Genomic DNA, 22,854 nt, shown 5'->3' with positions numbered 1-22,854 from the left:
GACTGCCATGTTTGGAGAAATTTGGCCACTAATTAGCGTTGTTTTAGGAATTATCATTTTATTAAGTTTAATTATATTTTTAAAATTGAATACCTTTATTGCTCTAATTATTACATCGATAATCACGGCATTACTACTAGGAATGCCACTCAATAAAATTATGGAAACTGTTGAAAACGGAATGGGTAGCACATTAGGTCATATAGCTTTAATTTTTGGATTAGGTGCTATTTTAGGAAAGTTACTTTCTGATGGTGGAGGCGCGACAAGAATCGCTGATACATTAATCGCAAAGTTTGGACAGAAACATGTACAGTGGGCGATGCTTATTGCAGCATTCATCGTTGGTATAGCATTGTTCTTTGAAGTAGGACTAGTCTTATTAATCCCACTTGTATTCACAGTAGCTAAACGTGCAAACGTTTCTATTTTAAAACTAGGTTTACCAATGGTAACAGCTTTATCTGTGACACATGGATTCTTACCTCCACATCCTGGACCAGTTGTTATTGCGAAAGAATTAAAAGCAAATCTTGGTCATGTATTAATGTACGGAATTATTATTTCAATTCCAGTCACTTTAATAGCAGGCCCATTATTTAATAAATTTGCACAAAAAATCATTCCTTCAGCATACTCACGTGAAGGAGATATTTCAGCATTAGGTGCACAAAAAGAATTTACTAATGAGGAAATGCCAGGATTTGGTATTAGTATTTTAACTGCAATATTACCAGTTATATTGATGCTGATTTCAACAATTGTTCAATTGGTTACTGGACATGATACACCTAAAAATAGTGTTGAGTCGATCATTTATCTAATTGGTAATGCGGGTACTGCAATGCTTATAGCAGTTATCTTTGCAATATTTACTATGGGAATACTTCGAAAAAGAAAAATGGAAGATATTATGGAATCAGTCACACAAGCTATATATCCAATTGGTATGATGTTGTTAATCATTGGTGGTGGCGGTACATTCAAACAAGTTCTAATAGATGGCGGTGTTGGTGACACAATCGCAAAAATGTTTGAAGGTACACATATGTCCCCAATTTTACTCGCATGGATTGTTGCTGCAGTACTTAGAATCGCATTAGGGTCCGCTACTGTTGCGGCTATCTCTACTACAGGTATAGTCATGCCATTACTTCAAGCGTCAGATACCAATGTTGCTTTAGTCGTACTAGCTATTGGTGCAGGTAGTGTTATCTTATCTCATGTCAATGACGCTGGTTTCTGGATGTTCAGAGAGTATTTTGGATTAACAGTTAAAGAAACTTTCTTAACTTGGTCATTACTAGAGACAGTTATTTCGGTATCAGGCATTATCTTCATCTTATTTATTAGTTTATTCGTATAAAATATTTATAATTATACCGGCTGGAGACAGTCGGTATTTTTGTATGGATTTATAAAAGGTCGCAACAAAAACTGATATATTTCTTGTCTGTCTAAACCATTTTTGAATAACTGTGAAGCATTGATATAAAAGCTTTGAAAACTTAATGGTATACATGAACTGAAGTTCATGCATAAAACCTTCTAAGTAATCAATTACTAAGAAGGTCTAATGTGCAGGGATGATAATGATAACAATAGATATTACTATACATATCATTGTATATTTACCGGTTGTGGTAACTATTACATTTATTGTTATGTGGTTTATCAAGCACATTCGAGCAAAAAAATAAACCCGTCTTACTGCAATAAGACGAGTCTAAAAGCTGTTTGTGTAGAACATATGAATTGAGTTAACCCTCAAAATATGTTGCTTAGTTTTTCCACCTAGTAAACACTCTAAAAGTTGCTAGGTGTAATATTATACTTAAATTATACTATGATATGAAGATTAAGGTAATAAGTTTGAGTGTAAAATACTACTAGTTGACTTCAAATAGTAGGAGATATAGTAATAGAAATCCCAAAATCCTAATGAACAATATATTGTTTTAAATATAAAAAATTCTCACATTAATTTAATGTAAAATATTAAAATGATGTAAACTATGCACATTGTGGTATTAATGATAAAATGATGTTATACATTAGCAGTTATTCTTTTAAAAAAGGGGTAGTAGAGACTTTGAAACAAATAAAAAAAGCAATTATTCCAGCAGCTGGTTTGGGTACTAGATTTTTACCAGCAACAAAAGCAATGCCGAAAGAAATGCTTCCAATTCTAGATAAACCAACTATTCAATACATCGTTGAAGAAGCATCAAGGGCAGGTATCGAAGACATTATTATCGTTACAGGTAAACATAAACGTGCGATTGAAGACCACTTTGATAACCAAAAAGAACTAGAAATGGTATTAGAAGAAAAAGGTAAAAATGATTTATTAGAACGCGTTCAATATTCAACCGATTTAGCTAATATCTTTTACGTTAGACAAAAAGAACAAAAAGGTTTAGGTCATGCCATCCACACAGCACGTCAATTTATTGGCGATGAACCATTTGCAGTGTTATTAGGCGATGACATTGTTGAATCTGAAACACCTGCGATTAAACAATTAATGGATGTCTATGATGAAACTGGTAAATCTGTCATTGGTGTGCAAGAAGTAGCACCAGAAGATACACACCGTTACGGTATCATTGATCCATTAGAACAATCTGGATTACGTTATGAAGTTAAAAAATTCGTAGAAAAACCTAAACAAGGTACAGCACCATCAAACTTAGCTATAATGGGACGTTATGTATTAACACCAGAAATCTTTGACTATCTTGAAACACAAGAAGAAGGCGCAGGAAATGAAATTCAATTAACTGACGCAATCGAACGTATGAACACAGAAAGCCAAGTGTACGCATATGACTTCGAAGGTGATCGATACGACGTTGGTGAAAAATTAGGATTCGTTAAAACAACGATTGAATATGCATTAAAAGATAAAGACATGAAAGATGATTTAAAAGCATTCATTAAACAATTAGACTTATAAAGCAAAAAGGCATCAATCACAATGTATAGTGATTGATGCTTTTTCAATATTATTTTAAAACTTTGATAAAACCTTGATTAGCAGTTAAATAATAACCATCTGTTGTTTTTAATCTAGGTGTTAACTTACTAGTAAATTCGATATCAATAATATCTATTTTTGTGCCTTTTTCTAAAGTCTTAACTGGATCTTTCTTAAAACCTACATCCTCATATAGCTTACATTTCTTAATTACTTCAACAGATTTCGGAGTGTTTGTAATATAGCCTTCAATACTATCAAGATTGATTGGTGTAACAAAATCTTGATTAGCAGTTATATAACTTCCATCCTCTGTAACCAATCTAGGAGTGCCTTTATCACTTTTATCCATATGGATAATACGAATACATTGGCCTTTATTAATATCACTTATTTCGTTTATAAAGTTTGCTTCTTCATACTTCTTAAACTTTTGCAATGCGACAACATGCTTTGGTGTATCAGTTAGATATTGTTTCATGTTTATGTCTTCATCTCCATCTTTGTATGAGTGAAATGCTAATGATAAGTTCTGACGTTTTAAATAATTATAATCGCTATAATGAGGTGGTGTAGCTTTTACTAAACACTTCTCAAAATCATTATAAGTGATTGAAATATTAAAGTCAGTATTTTTAAAGAAGATATCTTTATGTTTAATATAAAGTGATTGATTTGTCCACTCATATTTGACGGGTTTAATGTATCGTTCGTCGTGAATTTTAATTAGTTCGACGGAATTTATTTCTGTTTCTGCTAATTTAAAAATCTCAATTTCATCGTATAATTCATCTTTAATATAATATGTACCTCTAAATATAGGCACACAATCGAGTGCTAATTCAGGTAAATGTTTTAAATCTTCAGGATACATGTAGTACATAGTATTTTCTTTAATATACTTACTAACTTTTGCATCATTCAATAAAAAGTTGATTAATGATTCTAAAATATTTTTATTTTGTTGATAAGCGTCATAAATACGTTTGAATTTATCAGTAATAATTAAATCATTCATATTGTAACCTGCATTAGTAATTAAAGACTCTACTTTATCAAACTGCTTATAAAAGAATGATTTATCTTTTGATTTATTAAATGTCTTAGTTAATAAAAATCTAGAAATAAAATCAATTTCCACTATTCTACTTAAAATTTTAATCATAATTCCATTTTCTATATCCATCTTTAAGACATGCTCAAGTATATTTAAATTTAATTGTGATTTCTCTAACATGTTAGTGTCATTAACTAGAGAGTCATTTAGTTCGTAACGGTTTACATGATATACAGGTTCAGTGGTCATTGATGCTGAATGGCATAAAGGTAAAGTTTCAAAAAAGAATAATTTATCTTCCCCATATTTCATATGTTTAAAGGTAATATGATGATCTAACAAAATAGAACGTTTGTAAATTTTACCTGGTGGTCCTACAGCACGAAATATTTTGAAAATATCACTTGGAACTAAATTATCATCCTGTTTATATGACGCAAAACGAGCAATTTTTTTAATGTTTTCATTAGTATGTTTATAACATTGACCAAATCCAATATCTGATTGATGACTGTTCACTTGTTCAACAAATTTAGGGAAACCTTCAGTATCTAACCAATCATCAGCATCTAAGAAAGTAACATAATCACCTTGTGCTTTTTTAATACCTAAATTTCTTGGAACCGCAGGACCACCAGAATTTTCATCTAGTTGGTACGTCTGAATAAAGTCATATTTTTCGTTATATTGTTTTAGTAATTCATATGATTTATCTGTGGATACATCATCTATGAATATTGCTTCAATAAGCGTTTTATCTATTTTTAAGTCTATCAAAGATTGAATACATGTTTCTAAATATGCTTCTTTATTATATACAGGTACAATAATTGAAATAAGCTTTTGAATAATACTCTCTCCCTAATTAGTGTTTTGAAATTGTTATTTTTATGACTGAATAATATATTTGAAAATCACTAAAAGTATAGCACTATCAATTAAAATATCAAAATATTAAATAATTAAATGTGCGGTATAATAAAAAGCTTCTCCATTGATTGGAGAAGCTTCTTATTATTTATCAAAAATAAATGAATTTATTTTGTTTGTAATATTATCAAAATCGTCATGTGTTAATGATACATACAATTTGATCTTAGGTTCAGTACCAGAAGGTCTTAATGCAATAAACCCTTCTTTGAAGTAAATTTTAAGTACATTTGCTTTAGGTAACGTAATAGAAGAGGTTTGATTTGTTTGGAAATCAACTTTTTCTCCTGTTTCATAATCTTCAATAGCAATGACATCTAATCCATTAATAGAACGTGGTGGGTTATTTCTATATGTTGTCATAATATCATCGATAATTGCTTTGCCTTTTGCACCTTCAAATGTATGAGAGAATAATTTGTCATTGTGGTGTCCTACTTGTTGGTAGATATCTTCCAACTCATCTTTTAACATACGTCCTTCATTTTTAAGTTCAGAAGCATATTTAATAATAAGCGGTACGATCTGAATCGCATCCTTATCTCTTACGAATGGACCAGCTAGGAAACCATAACTTTCTTCATAACCAAGTAAGTAATTTTGATCATCAGACATATTTCTAATTTCTTCAGCAATATATTTAAAGCCAGTTAACACTTCTTTGTATTCTACATTATGATAACGCGCTAATGACTTAGCTAGTTCACTACTTACAATAGATTGAATCATAATTCTATTGTTTAAGTGTGCTGTTTCATTAATACGATAATTTAATAATAGGGCACCAATTTGGTTACCATTAAAGTAATGAATATTACCGTCTGCATCACGCTCTGCTATACCTAAACGGTCAGCATCTGGATCAGTACTAATTAATAAATCAGCTTTAATTTGATTTGCAAGTTCAATGGATTGATCAAACGCTTTATGATCTTCTGGATTTGCACTTGCAACAGAACTGAAGTTAGGATCAGGTTTACATTGCGCTTCAACTAAATTAAATTGATTGAAATTTAACGTTGTCAAAATGTCAGGTACAACAGGTACGCTTGTTCCATGTAAACTTGTAAACACCACTTGTAAATTTGATTTAGGAATGTCACCGACTAATTCCTTAATGTGTTCAAAGTATGATGTTCTTACGTCAGTTGGGACTGTTAAAATGTTTGATTGTTGTTGTTCATTTAATTCAGGTAGTTCAATGTTAAGTGGATCACCTAAATCGTTAATATAATCACTTAGCTCGGCAGATGGTTCTGTAGACAGTTGTGCACCGTCTTCACCGTAAACTTTGATACCGTTATAGTCTTTAGGATTATGACTTGCAGTAATCATGACACCCGCATCTGCTTCTAAAAATCTAACAGCATAAGATAAATCAGGTGTTGTACGGTATGTATCAGATAAATAAACTTTGATATCATTACTAGCTAAAATCGTTGCGATAATTTGAGCGAATTCCGGTGACAAATGTCTTGTATCATAATGAATCACTGCTACTGGTGATGTGTGTTTGGATTGTAAAAACTTGGCTAAGCCTAAAGCGACTTTAGATACAGTAAATCGGTTTAAACGTCCTTCTCCAAGTCCTAATTTGCCTCTTATTCCAGCCGTACCAAAAGCAAGTGTTGTTTCAAAGCCTTCTTGTTGAGCTTCAGTTGATTGGTTCTCATAAAAGTCTTTAACTAAACTTTCATCAGCTACTTTAGTCCAATTATCTTTCATAATATAAAATTCCCCTTTAAAAAATAATCGCGTTACATCTAAATTAATTATTTTAAATCATTATCAAACGGGTATATTGAATACAGATGTACGCATGTAAGTTAATCTTATTATATAGTACATTTATTGTAAGTTACATTAAAAAGATATAAAAAATGATGAGAAAAATTCAAAGTTGAAATTTAAGTATTTATGACAATATTAAAAAATAAGTGTTTATCAATTATTTTTTAATATCAAAAGTCTATACTTTTTAAATGTTGTCTCATATAATTAGCATATCAAATATAAATGGGGATTAAATATGATTAATACAATTACAAGCACATTGCCACCAATCCATGGGGGAAGAACTAAAGCGTTATTAAAACGAATCAAGTTTTTAGATGAGGAAATGAATATCGTTAATAAGATATATACTACAAATTATAATGCTAATTATAAAGAAGTATATGATGAATTTTTAAAAAAAGGTTTTGTAACTAAAAATACAGAATACGAAAATTTATATGATTGGCTTTCAGATTTTAAATTATTATCTATACCAACGACAAAATTTAAGAAAAAACCAATTTATAAAGAAAAAGATAAAGAAATTGAAGGACTACAAAAGAAAGAATTTAAAGATGGTAATGTCGTTCGTTATTATGATGGAGATACGTACGTTCTTTATAGAAGATATTATGAAGGTACTAATATTGTAAAATTCGAAGATGTTATGTCTCCTGTATCTAAGAAAAGAATTGAACGTCATGAGTACAATGTGTATGGTCAACTTCATAAAATTAATTATTTCTCTAGTAAAACATACTTTAAAATATTAGAAGAATACTACGATACAGAAGGACAAATTTATTGTAAGAAATTTTATGATGCTAGTGTAGATAAACGTATCGATTTTATTCAAATATTTAAAGACAATAAATATTTACGCTCATTTAAAACTGAAAAAGATTTATTTGAGTATTATTTCAACCATCGCTTTAAAGACGGAGATATCATCTTTAATGATGCTAGAGTATTAGATAAACCAATGCTTAATCAAATACCTAAAACTAAAAACGTTCTTGTATTCCACAATAGTCATTTAGATGGAGAAAATGTAAAAGGCTCATACAAAACTGCGCTAGGAAATGCTGATAAAGTAGCTCAATATTTATTACTTACTCAAATGCAAAAAGATGATATTCAAAACTTGTATGATATCGATGACAATAAAATATCTGTTATTCCGCATTTTATTGAACCATATCCTGAATCAGATCAAGTTGAAAAATTAGACCGATTTGTATTTATTGGTAGATTAGGTTTACAAAAACAAATTGACCACTTAATTAAAGCATATAAACAATTTCTATCTTATGGTCATGATACTGAATTAACAGTGTTTGGACCAGATGAAGCCAATCAAAAAAAATTAATGTTAGATTTAATAAAAGAGTATAACCTAGGTGATAAAGTAAAAGTATATAACTATACTAATAATCCATTGGATGAATTTAGAAAGTCTAAAGCTTCATTATTAACTAGTAAGTATGAGGGCTTTGGTTTAACAGTAATGGAAAGTATAGAAGTGGGCTGTCCAGTTATTTCATATGACGTTAGATACGGTCCAAGTGAAATTATTGATGATGGCGTTAATGGTTATTTAGTAGAACCAGATAATATTGAAGAATTTGCAAAATACATGGATAAAGTAGTTAGAGAACCACTAACACATGTTGCTACAAAAGCAACACTCAAACAAGAAAACGCCGCAGCCAACTTTAAAAAGTTGTTTGATAAAATTAAATAGAAAGATTTTGAATCCGGACAAGTGAAGAACTTGTTCGGATTTTTACACTTCTGATTTCAATGAAATTTCTATATTTTTATTAGTTAACTTACTGCTTTTAAATTATTTGATAGAATGTATATATAAATTTGATAGAGAAGGTGAAATATATGAAAAAAGTGATAAATGTAGTTGGAGCAATTATATTTTCTGATAATAAAATTTTATGTGCTCAAAGAAGTGAAAAAATGAGCCTACCTTTAATGTGGGAATTTCCAGGTGGAAAAGTTGAAAAAAATGAATCAGAAGAAGAAGCCTTGATTAGAGAAATTCAAGAAGAAATGAAATGTGATATTTCTATTAATGAAAAATTGACAACTACAGAGTATGAATATGATTTTGGTATAGTTAACTTAACAACCTTTAAGTGTCAATTAAACCAAGATGTTCCTACTTTAACTGAACATAAAGAAATAAAGTGGTTACCAATTAACCAGCTTAATTCATTAACATGGGCTCCAGCAGATATTCCAGCGGTTAAATTAATAATTGAAGGAGAATAGCTATGAATAGATTAATTGAAGATTTCACACAATCTTTACATAAAGGATTTATAGATAAAAATGTTTCGCACCAAGGAAATTTTACTCCCAAATTATTAATAAATAATAAAAATGAAAATGTTTTATCTACAATAGTTCAAGAGTTACAAAAGTGTATATCTTTTAGTATTTCAGTAGCATTCATTACTGAAAGTGGATTAGCTAGTTTAAAATCCATATTATATGATTTAAATCGTAAAGGAATAAAAGGGAGAATATTAACTTCCAATTATTTAGGATTTAATAGTCCTAAAATGTATAGTGAATTATTAAAATTAGAAAATGTGGAAGTACGTTTAACTGATGTAGAAGGGTTTCATGCAAAAGGGTATATTTTTGATCATGAAAATTACTCTTCTATGATCATTGGTAGTTCAAATCTAACCTCTAATGCATTAAAAATTAATTACGAACATAATATATTGTTATCAACTCATAGAAATGGTGAATTAGTACATAATATTAAGTCACAATTTAATGACCTATGGGATAAAAGTATATCCTTAACTCAGAAATGGATTGATGATTATAAAGAGACTTTTGAATACAAGTCAATAAAACAAATATTTGAATTACAAAATCAACAAAAAGTGTTGAATGATAAATATAAAAGCGTATTTAATATTCAGCCTAATAAAATGCAGAAAGAAGCATTAAGTTGTCTGGATTCACACAGAAAAGAAGGAAAAGATAGAAGTCTTATTATTTCGGCTACAGGAACAGGGAAAACAATATTGTGTGCATTAGATGTTAGAGCGTTTAACCCAGAAAAGTTTTTATTTATCGTACATAACGAAGGTATTTTAAATAGAGCCAGAGAAGAATTTCAAAAAGTAATGCCTCATATTGATGATAATGAATTTGGTTTACTTACTGGTAAACACAAAAACGTTAATGCAAAATATTTGTTTGCTACTATTCAAACTTTATCTAATAATGAAAATTTTAAAGCATTCTCAAAAGAACATTTTGATTATATTGTATTTGATGAGGCTCATAGATCTGCTGCTTCGAGCTACCAAAGAATATTCAACTATTTCACACCCAAGTTTATGTTAGGTATGACAGCTACACCAGAAAGATCTGATGATCTAAATATATATGAATTATTTGATTATAATGTAGCTTTTGAAATTAGATTACAAGAAGCATTGGAAAGTGAAATTTTATGTCCCTTTCACTATTTTGGTGTTACTGATTATTCAATTGGTGGAGAAATAAGTGAGGAAGTTGCAGATTTAAAGAATCTAACGTCAGATGAACGATTGCAAAATATTTTAGATAAAACTAACTATTATGGTTATTCTGGAGAAGAACTTAAAGGGTTAATTTTTGTAAGTCGAAGAGATGAAGCATATGAATTAGCGCAGAAATTAACCGATCATGGAATACCTTCTGTAGGATTAACAGGAAAAGATAAAATTGAATTAAGAAGTACCACAATTGAGCGTTTAAAAAATGGAGAAATTAGCTATATTATAACTGTAGACTTATTCAATGAAGGTATTGATATTCCTGAAGTTAATCAAGTCGTAATGTTAAGACCAACTGAATCAAGTATCATATTTATTCAACAATTAGGTAGAGGATTAAGGAAAAGTAACAATAAAGAATACGTTACAGTTATTGATTTTATTGGGAATTATAAAACGAATTATTTAATACCAGTCGCTCTATCAGGAGATCAGTCTCAAAATAAGGATAGTTATAAAAAGTTTTTAACTTCTAATAGTGAATTAAACGGTGTGTCTACAATAAATTTTGAAGAAATAGCTAAGAAAAAGATTTATGATTCTTTAGATGCAGTTAAATTAAATCAGCCTAAATTGATAAGAGAAGCCTATGAAACAGTTCAGAATAGAATTGGTAGACTACCTATGTTAATGGATTTTATTAGACAAAATTCAATTGATCCTAGTGTTATTTTTTCTAAATACAAAAATTATCATGAGTTTTTATTAAAAAATAAATACATAGAAGATAAAATCAATCTTAATGAATTTAAAAACTTAACTTTTTTATCAAGGCAACTAACTCCAGGTTTAAAGAAAGTGGATATTTTAGTATTAGAAGAAATATTGAAAGGCCCCATATTCATTAAAGAATTATTAGAGAAAATGAGAAAATTAAACGACGATATAATTGAAAAAGATGTAATAACATCCCTGAAAATTTTAGACTTCTCATTATTCAAATCAACAATTGGTGATACTTATGGTGAACCACTTATAAATATTGAAAATGACAAAATTCAATTAACAAAAGAATTTTCCAACTCATTAAATAATCCATTATTTTTAAAATATATTTTTGATTTAATAGAACTGTCTAAATATAATAATCGTCGATATCAAGATAGTGGAAATAGGATGATTATTTATAATAAATATTCCCGTGAAGATTTTGTTAAACTGCTTAATTGGGATAGTGATGAGTCGGGAACTATAAATGGCTATAAAATGAAACATCAAACTTTACCTATATTTATCACTTATGATAAACATGAAGACATAAGTGATAATACTAAATATGAAGATGAGTTTTTAAGCCAAGATGAGTTGAAATGGTACACAAGGTCACCAAGAAAAATCCAATCTCCAGAAGTACAAAATATACTCAATCATGTGGAAAATAATGTAACAATGTATATTTTTGTAAAGAAAAAAGACGATGATGGTAAGTACTTCTACTATCTTGGAACAGCTAATTATATTGAAGGGACAGAAGAGGAAGATATAATGCCTAACGGAAATTCAGTTGTAACGATGAAATTATCTATGTATCAACCAGTTAGAGATGATATTTATAGGTATATTACTTCTGATTAAATATAATGAACTTTGATTGGAATGTTAGAATTTTTAAATTTTGGTGCAGGAACAGCGGACTTCCTAAAAGTGCTTGCAAAATATATCGAAAATCCATACCTGCTTATTTTATAGATTGAAAAATAATATTGATATAGCTATATGTCTTGGTACATCTTAAAAGATGTTATCAAGGCATATTTTTATTAAATAAATACAAATTGGTCTATTACAGTCAATATATTTGAATTTCAGAGTGTCTCATTTTAAACTTGCTTAATAAATATACTTTTTATACTCAAAATCCACAAAATTTAACTAATAAAAAAGTGAGGCTTTTAAAATGAATCAACTCAATTTTAATATAAACGAAGCTATTCCTAGTATGACAATCAAACCGATTTCTTTACCAACGCCAACTGAACGTGGTGATGAATTACAAGTGAAAGTAAGTATGCCGTCTGAAGGTAACAATTTACCTATCATTTTATTTGCACATGGATTTGGATCTTCAATGCACGCATATGAACCTTTAACTGACTTTTGGGCATCGCATGGATTTGTTGTCATTCAACCTACATTTTTAGATTCAAGAACGATTGGCATGTCTCAAGATGATCCTAGACAATCAAACTTATGGCGTCAGCGAGTGGAAGATGTTAAAACAATTTTAGATCATTTGGGATATATTGAGACTCAAGTCCCAGGTTTGAGTGGACGATTAGACACGAGTAAGATTGCGACAGTTGGTCACTCATTCGGTGGTCAAACAGCAGGTAATTTATTAGGACTTCAAGTGATTGATCCGATAACTAAAGCGACAACAGATTATTCTGATGATAGAGTGAAAGGCGGAATTTTATTAGCAACTGCTGGAGAAGGTGGAGACAAGTTAACACAATTTGCGAAAGATAACTTTTCGTTTTTAAATCCAACCTTTGAACATATGACTAAACCAGCTTTAGTTGTAGTGGGAGATAAAGATCAAAATCCATTAACTAGTATAGGACCTGAATGGATGGAAGAACCGTATTATTTAAGTCCAGGTGAAAAAAAGTTTATTAAAATTATATGAAGCGGAACATTCATTAGGTGGTATAGCAGGATATGAAGCCAAAGAAACGACTGACGAAAATCCTGAAAGAATTGACTTACTACAACATACAACATGGGCTTATTTAAGAAGTGTTTTAGATATCGAGCATGATAGTTGGAATATCGCTCAACAAATAATTACTAACAATACAGACCAAGCAGATATTCAATCTAAAAATGAATAACATAAATTATTAGCTATCATATTAGTCTTTTACTAGAAAAAGAACAACTATATCATAGATAATATGATTAAAAGAAAAAGAGGAGCATTAAACATGAATAATAAACAAAACATGAATCATGCCATTGTCCTAGGTGGCGGAGGGTCACTAGCAATTGGATGGCAATTAGGATACTTATCAGCACTTTCTAAAGAAGGTATTGATGTTCGTAATGCAGATTTAATTATAGGTACATCAGGTGGTGCTCAGGTAGCTACTGGTATTACGTCTAGTAAAAGTTGGGATGAAATATTTGAAGAACAAATTGCTCCGAAATCAAACGAAGAACCACCACAAAGTGATATGTCCCATATCTTCACGAGATATGCAGACATTGAAAAGAATTCATCAACACCAAAAGAGTGGATAAAAGGCTATAGTGAATATGCATTAGAGTATGACAAATTTGATGAAAATGAACATATTAATCGATTGAAAAATAGAATTAAAGTCAACCAATGGCCTGAAAATTTGATGATTACGGCTGTTGATGCACAAGCGAAATCAAGAGCAGCATTTACTACAGAATCCAATGTAGATATTTATAGGGCGATGGCAGCAAGTGGATCACTTCCAGGTGTTTGGCCAACAACAACAGTTAATAATAGCAAACATTTTGATGGCGGTTGTCACTCAATGGAAAATGCAGATTTAGCAAAAGGAGCTAAAAAAGTCTTAATTTTATCAACAAATTTACCGATCAACACACCATATAAATTGGAAGATGCGATAAATGAATTAGAACAAAATGGTGCTGAAGTTAAGCTTATTACCCCAAGTAAAGAAGTATTTGATAAATTAAATGAACTTGGTGGCAATACTGTAGATCCATCTATTAGACCAGATATGGCTAAATTAGGCGAAAAGCAAGGTCAATCAGATTCAGAAAGTATTAAAACTTTCTGGAACTAGTATCTAGTATTTAAAAGAATAAATCATAATCTATCGAGATGAAAATAGGTTAGAAAAGTGTAACGACACTTTCTCTAATTCAATTTTTTATCTCGATTTTTTAAATTTTTATAAAAACAAATTTTATACTTGCATATTACAAATAAAAGGAATAGAATGAGCAACATCAAATAAATAGTTAGATATCTAATTAAATGACAAATGCATTGAACATAAATATATAAATAATAAGTTGAGGAGTGATGAAGATGGAAGATGTAAAACGTATTGGAATTATTGGTGGAGGACCTGGAGGACTCATGCTTGGTCTATTATTACAACAACAAGGACATACCATTTCTATTTTTGAAAAAGCAGATTCGAATGTGAATAGAGATCGTGGTGGTTCACTTGATATTCATGACGATAGTGGGCAACTTGCTTTAAAAGAAGCAAATATTTATGAACAGTTTAAACAATTAGCCCGATACGAAGGTGAAGACACTAAAGTTGTAGCTAAAGATGGAACGGTATTATTTGAAGAAGATGCAGAAGGCGAAGGTTCTCGACCTGAAATTGATCGTGGTGAGTTGTGTGATATTATTATGAATCAGTTAGAACCTTCATCCATTCAATATGGTTATACTTTTAATACATTAACTCAATTGGAAAATGACCAAGTTGAAGTTTCATTTAAAGAAGGAAATAAAGAAACATTTGATTTAGTTATAGGTGCTGATGGTGCATTTTCAAAAGTGCGTTCATTTATTTCAGATGTAGATGTTGAATATAATGATATTTCAATGGTCGAATTAAATGTGAATAATGTTAAAAACGACCATCCTGATTTAGCTCAATTCAATAAAAACGGTAAAATGATGGCATTAGGTGACAACAAAGCAATTCTAGGACAACTTAATGGAGATGGACGAATTAAAGTCTATATGTCTTATTTAATGGATGTAGATAAACTTGATGATTACAAAGCTTTATCAAAAGGAGAAATTAAACAGCAATTATTAAAAGACTTTGCGGACTGGTCACCAGAATTAAAAAAATATATCGAGTATGCCAGTGATGATATGCTACTTAGACGAATTTACAAATTACCAATCGGTTTTACTTGGGAAAGTAATGGCAACATCACTTTAATGGGCGATGCAGCGCATTTAATGAGTCCGTTTGCTGGTGAAGGCGTTAATATGGCATTGTACGATGCATATTTATTAGCGAGTGCCATTAAAACATCTCAAGACCTTAAATCAGCTATAGCTCAATATGAAGAAGAAATGTATGGTGTTTCTAAAGAAAGTGCACAAGAATCTCAAGATAATTTAGAAGTGATGTTCAGTGATACTGCCGCTGAACAAATGGCAGCATTTTTCAATTCAGTAATAGAATAAACAATAAACGTAGATATTGAATTGGAATTGTAATTTATTATTGATGTAATTCTAAAAATATGACTTATTTCATGAATTTAGACATTAATTTCACAGATTTTGAAAAGTGATAAATTTGTGAAAATAATCACAAAATGCTTTTATTTTCTGAAAAATGGTGTAGTATATGAATTGTAAGGAATAAGACATGTTGGAGTGATAAAAGTGAGAAAAGTAATTGAAGAACTTGTATTCTCTGATGTAAGCAGTTATGAAATTTATGTCAATACAGGTGTTAATCAAGGTATAATTGGTGACATCAAAGATGGCTATTTAACTATCGATTCAATCCCTTATATTGATGCAGAAAGATTATACTACTATGGCTTAGAACGTAAAACATTAGTAACAAACTAACAATAATTTTTGACTCCTAATCAAAAAGCAATTGATTGCCTTCGTTGGTGAGCAATTGAAGGCAAATACATTATTATACCCCCATATAATTCTGGAAAATGCTACAAAATAACCTGAGACCAATTTAAAGGTCCCAGGTTATTTTTATCATATTATCTAGCATTACTTTTTTCTTCAACTTGTTTAAAGTTCTTCTTAATTCCATTATAAGCATAGACTTGATTGAACAATTTATTTTTAGCTTTATCTACACTTGAGTAAGGCATTCTTACGTCACTCATTTTAGATAATTCATGTTGGAATTGTTTTTCAGTTGATTTTCTCTCAGCAATTGACATTTCTAACCATTCTTCTTCACTAAATAATTCTTCGAAGCGAAATTCAAATGCAGTACGGTTATTTTGCTCTCTTAATTTTAATATGCGATCGTGAAAAGTCATCGTATCCCCCCTATAATTTGAAAACATGTATGATAGTTACATACTAACTTTATAACTTATATATGATTTTTACAAACAAGATTTTTTATAATCACAGGAGAAGATGTGATTTTGTTAAAAGAACAAAGGTTTAAACGTGTAACTTTGTAGGTAATTATAAAAATAGTGATTAATAAGAAGGAGTTTTAAAATATGAATGAATTAAACAATAAAGTAGCAGTTGTTACTGGTGCAGGTAGTGGCATTGGTGAAGCAATTGCAACAGCACTTGGTAATAATGGTGTTAAAGTTGTATTAGCAGGTAGAAATACGGATAAATTAAATGCTGTAGCGACTCAATTTGAACAAGGAAATGTCAAAGTTGTTGCGACAGATGTTACAGATAAAAGAGAAGTTCAACAATTGATTGACACAGCTAAAGATACATTTGGCAGATTAGATATTGTTGTTAATAGTGCCGGACAAATGAAATCATCTAAAATTACTGATTACAATGTAGATGACTGGGATTCAATGATTGATGTAAATGTCAAAGGTACATTATATACAATTCAATCAGCATTACCTACATTGTTAGAGCAATCAAGTGGACATATTATTAATATCGCATCTATCTCTGGCTTTGAAGTGACGAAGGGGAGTGCAATTTATAGTGCGACAAAAGCCGCTGTGCATTCCATAACTCAAGGTTTAGAAAAAGAACTAGCTAAGACTGGAGTTAAAGTGACAAGTATTTCTCCAGGTATGGTTGAAACACCATTAACTGAGCATTACGATTTCAATGGACGTAAAAAATTAGAAGCACAAAATATTGCAGATGCAGCGATTTATGCATTAACTCAACCTAGCCATGTCAACGTAAATGAAGTGACGGTTAGACCAGTATAAATTCATTTCAATAATTTGGATAAATAAAAAAAGAGTTTGTAGATTATTCGTTTGGATATATCTACAAACTCTTTAATTTTGTATATTAGCGTTTAAGCGTATCTCTTAGACGGCTCATCCAGTTACCGCCTCGTCTTGAACGTACAGGTTGACCTGTAGGATGTGTACTTTGTTTTTTTAATTCTTGTCCATGTTTAATTGCATTTTGCATTAAATAGACTTGAGAATTTAAAGGTGACAAATTATTTTCTATATAATGGTAATTGCCATGTTCATCTTGATAGCGACCTTTTTGGTTATCAGACAATTGTAAATTCATAAAGTCTAGTAAACGTGAAGCAATGGTTTTATCTTCAACAGGGAAGAGTATTTCAACACGTTTAATCATGTTACGTGTCATTACATCCGCAGAAGATAAGTAGATACGTTCATCACCATTATTATGGAAATAATAAATACGTGAATGTTCAAGTAGTCTACCAACAATACTTACTACTTCTATGTTTTCACTGATACCTGGAATACCAGGTTTTAAACAACAAATACCTCGTATAATTAATTGGATTTTAACTCCAGCTTGAGACGCTTCAAATAATTTCTCAATGATGGCTTTATCCGTTAATGAATTCATTTTCATCATGATTTTACCATTACCATGTTCTAAATGGCTGCTAATTTCTTTATCAATTCTATCGATGAAAACATCTCGTATATCGAAAGGTGCGACAATTAATTTTTTATAATCTGGTTTAACTGAATAGCCGCTTAAATAATTAAAGAAGTTAATAGCATCTTCTGCGATATCATTATTAGTCGTAATAATTCCCATATCTGTATATAGTTTAGCGGTTTTATCGTTATAGTTACCTGTTCCTAAATGGACAAATGAAGTCAATTCGTTACCGATTTTTTTAACAACGAGTGCGATTTTACTATGTGTTTTTAAATGGGTCATACCATAAATCACATGGCATCCTGCATCTTCAAGCATACGTGCCCAATGGACATTATTTTCTTCATCAAATCTTGCTTTTAGTTCTACTAATACTGTTACTTGTTTACCTTTTTCAGCAGCTTCTTTTAAACTTTTAATAATAGGTGAGTCTTTACTAACTCTATATAATGTTTGTTTGATTGCTATAGTACTTGGATCATCTGCTGCTTCTCTAATAAAGTCTACAATTGGTTCGAATGATTCGTAAGGATGATGGAAGAAGATATCTCGTTCTAATGCTAGTTGATACACGTTGTTATAACCTAAAGATCTAGGCACTTGTGGCGTGTATTTCTCATATGTTAAGTAATAAAGTTTATTAGATAAATGATCTACTAAACCAAATAAGAATGTTAAATCTAACGGACCGTCTACGAAATAGATGTCATTTTCCTCTACTTCTAATTGTTCCATAATCCAGCTAATATCTTCGCGTTCAGCAGTTCGTCCATCTACTTCCAATCTTACTGCAGCGCCACTACGACGTTCTTTTAAGAAACGTTCAATTTCAATAAGTAAGTCTTCTGCACCGTCTTCATGAATAGTTAAATCAGCATTTCTAGTTATTCTAAAGGTAAATGTATTTAAAACTTCATAACCAGAGAATAAGTAGTTAATGAAGTAAGTAACAACATCTTCAATCATTAAAACAAATTGCTTTGGACCTTCATTAAGTGTAATAAATCTAGGAATTAATGATGGAATTTGGACAATTGCTGAATTAATCGCATCTTCTGTATCTATATCTACGAAAATATTCAAACTTTTATTATTCAATTTTGGAAATGGGTGATAAGCATCAATACCTAAAGGCGTAAGAGTAGGTAGAATTCTTGTTTTAAATTCTTTTTCTAATTTTTCGCTTAGCATTTCTGATAAATCTTCAGGTTTCGCCATTTCAATATCATATTGACGTAATTCTTCAATCAACTCATTATAACGCTTATACTGAATTGCTACATAGTCAGTATTTTTAACTTTTATCGCGTTTAACTGCTCTTGAGGTGTCATTTGTGCTTTATTTTCAGGTTTGTCATATCCCATTTCAACTTGATCTTTAAGTCCAGCTACTCGAACCATACAGAATTCATCTAAATTTGAACTGAAAATAGATACAAAATTTAATTTTTCAAGTAGAGGGTTGTTCTTGTCATAAGCTTCTTGTAAGACTCTGTAGTTAAAGTCTAACCAACTTAGTTCCCGGTTGTTATAGTATTGTGGTAAATTAATATCCTTTTCTCCCAATTGAGTTTGCATAACCTCAACACACCTCATTGTTTATATATTTGCGTAGTCTAAAAGTATCATACGTTTGTTAAGATTTTGTAAAGGTAATCGTTACTTTACCATCAAGAATCTTTTCGATATGTTTTTTCTGACGGTTTGCTTGATATTCTTCAGCAATAGGTTCGCCTTTATAGAAGACAAATAGTTCATACTTATCGTCTTTTTTAGGTTTGAGTTCAACTTCTTCGACAAAGCTCGTGTGAGAAATATTTAAAGCATTCACAAATTTGATAATACCGCCTAAAGCTTGAATGGTATCCGTTTCTTTACTGTTAAACCACTCAGTTTCCTTACAATAAAATTTAAGTAATGACTTATTTTTGAAACTCGCTAATAGAGCTAATTTCACACGATCTTTATGTGAAAAGCCATTAATCATTGAGTTCGCGATAAGATAATACGTATGTGGAGAACTAGAATCTGAATCAATGAAACTACCTAGATAATAAAGATAAGCACCTTCAACAAATAATTCTTTGTCATTGTCATTAACTTTAAGATCTGAATGATTAAGTAATTGTGTAAGCAATGATTCTGCTAATTTAAGACGTCGGTTAGCACTACCTTCTTCAATATGATATTCGTTGGCTAGTTGACGTAATGCATCTTTTCTAACATTCTCTTTTGAAAATTCTTCTGGGTAGCGTTGACGTATCGCATTCATAATGTAACCTTCGCGAATACCTTTTCTTGAAAATGTAAATTGAGTCGCATCAATTTTTTTATAAAGTGTTTTAAACACTGACACGGAAGGTAAGATGATGTCTACTCGGTCACGACTTAAGCCGTCTAAATTAGTAAGTTCATCTCTAGAGCTTTTGCGAATAAGGTCAAAGACTTCTTCGATATCTTTATCTGACATCGTATAGTTGTGAACGCCACCGATAGGGTAAGAATGTTCTGATTGATGTATTCGCGCAACGTTACGTGCAGACCCTCCAACACCGACTAATGCAACTTTCTGATCTTTCAACCAGTCTAATTGATCAAATTGTTCTGATAAGAATTTTTCCATGCCTTTGATTGCTGATTTGTCATTATGATCTTTATCCCCGAAAAATTGACGTTTTAATGAAACAACACCAAAAGGAAAACTATGTGCTTCTTTTAATTGTTTGTCTTTAAATAAAGTGACCTCAGTAGAGCCACCGCCTATATCTACGGATACACCATCTTCAATATCAGTAGTGTGAGTAATAGCATAATAACCGTAAAATGCTTCGTCTTCTTCTGGTACGATTTTAATTTCTACACCAGTATCTTTTTTGACTTTTTTAATAATATCTTTTTGATTATTTGATTGACGAATGGCTGCCGTCGCAATAGGGTGTAATTCATCTACTTTAAATTTAGTTGCTACTTTATTGAAGCTACTTAGTGCCTCAGTTAGTACTTGAATACCTTCATCATTCATATCATTATCTTTAGTTAAATACTGACTTAGACGTGCAGGTGTCTTAATATTTAAGATTTCATTCAAGCCTGTTGCTTTATCAAATCCAAAAATAACCAGTCTAATAGTATTTGAACCAATATCTATTAATCCAATACGTTCTTCCATCACTGCCTCCTATGTTTATGGGCCAAACAATATACCCCTGTTTAATTTTATTTTACATGAGATATATAAAATGAAAAGATTTTTCAGACATTTTCCATAGAATTTTTGAAGATTTTAATTAACTTATAAAATGCGTTTACAAATAGATTATATAGCGAGGAGAAATCATCATTTTCTACAACAATAAAAGCCACCCTCATTTATAAATGAAAGTGACTTTTGTTATTATTTTAACGCTTTTTATTATTTCACATGAATAGGTCCACCAGGTCCAACAGGAATTCCAAGGAAGAACCAAATGAGTGTAAATAATGTCCATACAATAGTTAAAGCAATGGAGTATGGCATAAGACTAGATAAAAGTGTACCGAGTTTCATGTTTTTATCATATTTTTGTGCATATGATAATAATAGAGGTAGGTAAGGCATCATAGGAGTAATTGGATTAGTAATAGAGTCGCCCACACGATAAATAACTTGTGTAAACGCTGGATGGAAACCAACTAAAACTAACATTGGAACAAAGATAGGTGCTAAGATACCCCATTTAGCTGAGGCGCTACCAATAAGCATGTTGACTAAAGCACTTAAGAAAATGACACCGAGTATTAAGACGACTCCATTTTGATGTTGTAAAAGTTTAGCACCCTTAACAGCCGTAATAACACCTAAGTTACTCCATTCAAGGAACGCAAGTAGTTGTGCCGCAAAGAATACGATTACTATGAATGAACCCATAGATGCCATAGAATCTGTAATCATTTGTCCTAAATCTTTAGTGTTTTTAATTTCACGACTTAATACACCATAAATGACGCCGGGAACTAAGAATACTACTAAAATAATCAGTCCAACACCATTAATTAATGGTGCGTCATCTAAAAGACTACCTGTTTTAGCATTACGTAAAAAGCTATGCTCAGGTATTGCACAAATGATTAATAATATGATGAGAGCTATAAAACTCATATTTGCCCAAAATAATGCTTTGCGTTCGACAGGTGTAATATGAGAAGACGTTTCTTCCATATCTTCATGTGCATCTGAATCATCATATTTACCAAGTCTCGGAATAATTAACTTTGAAGTTACAAAATGAATCGTAGGTAATAATACGACAACACTTGCAGCAATAAAGTACCAATTCATTGCGACATTTGTATGAATACTTTTAGATACAATTTTAGTAGCAGGATCTGTAAATGAATACACAAGTGCATCTTGCATACCAACAACTAAATTTGCCGCAAACCCACCAACCGCTGACGCATAAGCCATTGCTAAACCAGCAATAGGGTGGTAACCAATTTTAATAAATAACATTGCAGCTAAAGGCGGCAAAATAATAGTTGCTGCATCACCAGCCGTACTACCAAGAATACCTATTAAAATGATAGTAGGCACGATTAACTTCTTTGGCGCTTTATTTACTACAGAAATCATCAGTTTATCAAAATAACCAGATTTTTCAGCAGCACCAATACCAATCATGACACCTAATACCAAACCAAGTGCCGGGAATTCTGAAAAGTTTTTAATTGCATCATTCATAATCATCGCAAAACCGTCATGGCTTAAAATACTTTTGATATGTATGGTTTCACCGTTACCAGGATGTTTAACAGAAACATTAAATAGTGAAACAAACCAAGTGATGATTGCGAGACCTACACACATTAAGAAAAATAACACAGTTGGATCAGGTAATTTGTTACCGACCCATTCTACACCATTTAAAAATTTACTAACGATTGATGGTTTTTCTTTTGCATTTGTTGCCATTCATGAACCACTCCTAAG

General features: G+C 30.9%; 15 protein-coding genes and 1 pseudogene. 10 read left to right on the top strand and 6 right to left on the bottom strand.

The features are described from left to right. Nucleotides 1-7: 7 nt before the first annotated feature. Together LFT63_RS07455 and galU are read left to right on the top strand one after the other, a co-directional pair. The gene (locus LFT63_RS07455; protein ID WP_208970299.1) at nucleotides 8-1,366 is read left to right on the top strand and encodes a gluconate:H+ symporter; all 1,359 of its coding nucleotides are present in this window, start codon (nucleotides 8-10) and stop codon (nucleotides 1,364-1,366) included. 726 nt (nucleotides 1,367-2,092) lie between these two features. Next, nucleotides 2,093-2,959, top strand: coding sequence for a UTP--glucose-1-phosphate uridylyltransferase GalU (galU, locus tag LFT63_RS07450; protein ID WP_029056107.1), 867 nt, complete (start codon nucleotides 2,093-2,095; stop codon nucleotides 2,957-2,959). A 49-nt stretch (nucleotides 2,960-3,008) separates the two neighbouring features. Here the strand turns inward: galU and LFT63_RS07445 are convergent, their stop codons facing one another. Both LFT63_RS07445 and LFT63_RS07440 read right to left on the bottom strand, forming a co-directional pair. Continuing rightward, a complete protein-coding gene (locus LFT63_RS07445; protein ID WP_154835346.1) occupies nucleotides 3,009-4,865 on the bottom strand; it encodes a glycosyltransferase family 2 protein in 1,857 nt (618 codons plus the stop codon). Between the two features lie 186 nt (nucleotides 4,866-5,051). Continuing rightward, nucleotides 5,052-6,692: a phospho-sugar mutase gene (locus LFT63_RS07440; RefSeq protein WP_340768534.1), complete on the bottom strand. Its 1,641-nt coding sequence runs from the start codon at nucleotides 6,690-6,692 to the stop codon at nucleotides 5,052-5,054. A gap of 304 nt (nucleotides 6,693-6,996) precedes the next feature. On the opposite strand from LFT63_RS07440, the gene LFT63_RS07435 reads away from it, so the two are divergent. The 7 genes and pseudogenes from LFT63_RS07435 to LFT63_RS07405 all read left to right on the top strand — a co-directional run bounded on the left by LFT63_RS07435 (nucleotide 6,997) and on the right by LFT63_RS07405 (nucleotide 15,884). After that, on the top strand, nucleotides 6,997-8,487 hold the full coding sequence (locus LFT63_RS07435; RefSeq protein WP_340768532.1) for a glycosyltransferase: 1,491 nt from the start codon (nucleotides 6,997-6,999) through the stop codon (nucleotides 8,485-8,487). A 149-nt stretch (nucleotides 8,488-8,636) separates the two neighbouring features. Beyond that, complete coding sequence (locus LFT63_RS07430) at nucleotides 8,637-9,029, top strand: (deoxy)nucleoside triphosphate pyrophosphohydrolase (RefSeq protein WP_029056111.1); 393 nt, start codon at nucleotides 8,637-8,639, stop codon at nucleotides 9,027-9,029. A gap of 2 nt (nucleotides 9,030-9,031) precedes the next feature. Further along, nucleotides 9,032-11,896 carry a DEAD/DEAH box helicase gene (locus LFT63_RS07425; protein WP_029056112.1) on the top strand — a complete coding sequence of 955 codons (2,865 nt, stop codon included), beginning with the start codon at nucleotides 9,032-9,034 and terminating at the stop codon, nucleotides 11,894-11,896. 322 nt (nucleotides 11,897-12,218) lie between these two features. Beyond that, nucleotides 12,219-13,155, top strand: a pseudogene (locus LFT63_RS07420) (alpha/beta hydrolase family protein). Between the two features lie 93 nt (nucleotides 13,156-13,248). Next, nucleotides 13,249-14,106, top strand: coding sequence for a patatin-like phospholipase family protein (locus LFT63_RS07415; RefSeq protein WP_029056114.1), 858 nt, complete (start codon nucleotides 13,249-13,251; stop codon nucleotides 14,104-14,106). Nucleotides 14,107-14,348: 242 nt separating this feature from the next. Further along, entirely contained in the window at nucleotides 14,349-15,488 is a 1,140-nt protein-coding gene (locus tag LFT63_RS07410) for an FAD-dependent oxidoreductase (RefSeq protein WP_029056115.1), read from the top strand. 204 nt (nucleotides 15,489-15,692) lie between these two features. Then, nucleotides 15,693-15,884: a hypothetical protein gene (locus LFT63_RS07405; RefSeq protein ID WP_002450408.1), complete on the top strand. Its 192-nt coding sequence runs from the start codon at nucleotides 15,693-15,695 to the stop codon at nucleotides 15,882-15,884. Between the two features lie 152 nt (nucleotides 15,885-16,036). Here the strand turns inward: LFT63_RS07405 and LFT63_RS07400 are convergent, their stop codons facing one another. Continuing rightward, nucleotides 16,037-16,324 (bottom strand): DUF1413 domain-containing protein, encoded by a 288-nt coding sequence (locus LFT63_RS07400; RefSeq protein ID WP_029056116.1) that lies wholly within the window; start codon nucleotides 16,322-16,324, stop codon nucleotides 16,037-16,039. A gap of 192 nt (nucleotides 16,325-16,516) precedes the next feature. Between LFT63_RS07400 and LFT63_RS07395 the strand changes: the two genes are divergently transcribed. After that, nucleotides 16,517-17,212 carry an SDR family oxidoreductase gene (locus LFT63_RS07395; RefSeq protein WP_017636432.1) on the top strand — a complete coding sequence of 232 codons (696 nt, stop codon included), beginning with the start codon at nucleotides 16,517-16,519 and terminating at the stop codon, nucleotides 17,210-17,212. 85 nt (nucleotides 17,213-17,297) lie between these two features. Here LFT63_RS07395 and LFT63_RS07390 read toward each other — a convergent pair whose 3' ends face one another. The 3 genes from LFT63_RS07390 to LFT63_RS07380 form a co-directional block, all read right to left on the bottom strand. Next, entirely contained in the window at nucleotides 17,298-19,463 is a 2,166-nt protein-coding gene (locus LFT63_RS07390; protein ID WP_029056117.1) for an RNA degradosome polyphosphate kinase, read from the bottom strand. Between the two features lie 58 nt (nucleotides 19,464-19,521). Further along, nucleotides 19,522-21,054, bottom strand: a complete 1,533-nt coding sequence (ppx, locus tag LFT63_RS07385) for an exopolyphosphatase (protein WP_029056118.1) — start codon at nucleotides 21,052-21,054, stop codon at nucleotides 19,522-19,524. A gap of 243 nt (nucleotides 21,055-21,297) precedes the next feature. Beyond that, a complete protein-coding gene (locus LFT63_RS07380) occupies nucleotides 21,298-22,836 on the bottom strand; it encodes an AbgT family transporter (protein ID WP_029056119.1) in 1,539 nt (512 codons plus the stop codon). Nucleotides 22,837-22,854: the final 18 nt, after the last annotated feature.

Origin of the sequence: Staphylococcus sp. FSL H8-0121 (assembly GCF_038008425.1) — a bacterium.
In the GTDB taxonomy this organism is placed as follows: Bacteria; Bacillota; Bacilli; order Staphylococcales; family Staphylococcaceae; genus Staphylococcus; species Staphylococcus pasteuri.
Note: the sequence above shows the minus strand (reverse complement) of the source record. Positions and strands in the feature narration are given on the sequence as shown.

Bases quoted from the DNA above. Each gene is read 5' to 3' on its own strand.
- LFT63_RS07455 (WP_208970299.1), top strand. From the start codon at position 8: ATGTTTGGAGAAATTTGGCCACTAATTAGCGTTGTTTTAGGAATTATC.
- LFT63_RS07440 (WP_340768534.1), bottom strand. From the start codon at position 6,692: ATGAAAGATAATTGGACTAAAGTAGCTGATGAAAGTTTAGTTAAAGAC.
- LFT63_RS07435 (WP_340768532.1), top strand. From the start codon at position 6,997: ATGATTAATACAATTACAAGCACATTGCCACCAATCCATGGGGGAAGA.
- LFT63_RS07430 (WP_029056111.1), top strand. From the start codon at position 8,637: ATGAAAAAAGTGATAAATGTAGTTGGAGCAATTATATTTTCTGATAAT.
- LFT63_RS07425 (WP_029056112.1), top strand. From the start codon at position 9,032: ATGAATAGATTAATTGAAGATTTCACACAATCTTTACATAAAGGATTT.
- LFT63_RS07415 (WP_029056114.1), top strand. From the start codon at position 13,249: ATGAATAATAAACAAAACATGAATCATGCCATTGTCCTAGGTGGCGGA.
- LFT63_RS07410 (WP_029056115.1), top strand. From the start codon at position 14,349: ATGAAGATGGAAGATGTAAAACGTATTGGAATTATTGGTGGAGGACCT.
- LFT63_RS07400 (WP_029056116.1), bottom strand. From the start codon at position 16,324: ATGACTTTTCACGATCGCATATTAAAATTAAGAGAGCAAAATAACCGT.
- LFT63_RS07395 (WP_017636432.1), top strand. From the start codon at position 16,517: ATGAATGAATTAAACAATAAAGTAGCAGTTGTTACTGGTGCAGGTAGT.
- LFT63_RS07390 (WP_029056117.1), bottom strand. From the start codon at position 19,463: ATGCAAACTCAATTGGGAGAAAAGGATATTAATTTACCACAATACTAT.
- ppx (WP_029056118.1), bottom strand. From the start codon at position 21,054: ATGGAAGAACGTATTGGATTAATAGATATTGGTTCAAATACTATTAGA.
- LFT63_RS07380 (WP_029056119.1), bottom strand. From the start codon at position 22,836: ATGGCAACAAATGCAAAAGAAAAACCATCAATCGTTAGTAAATTTTTA.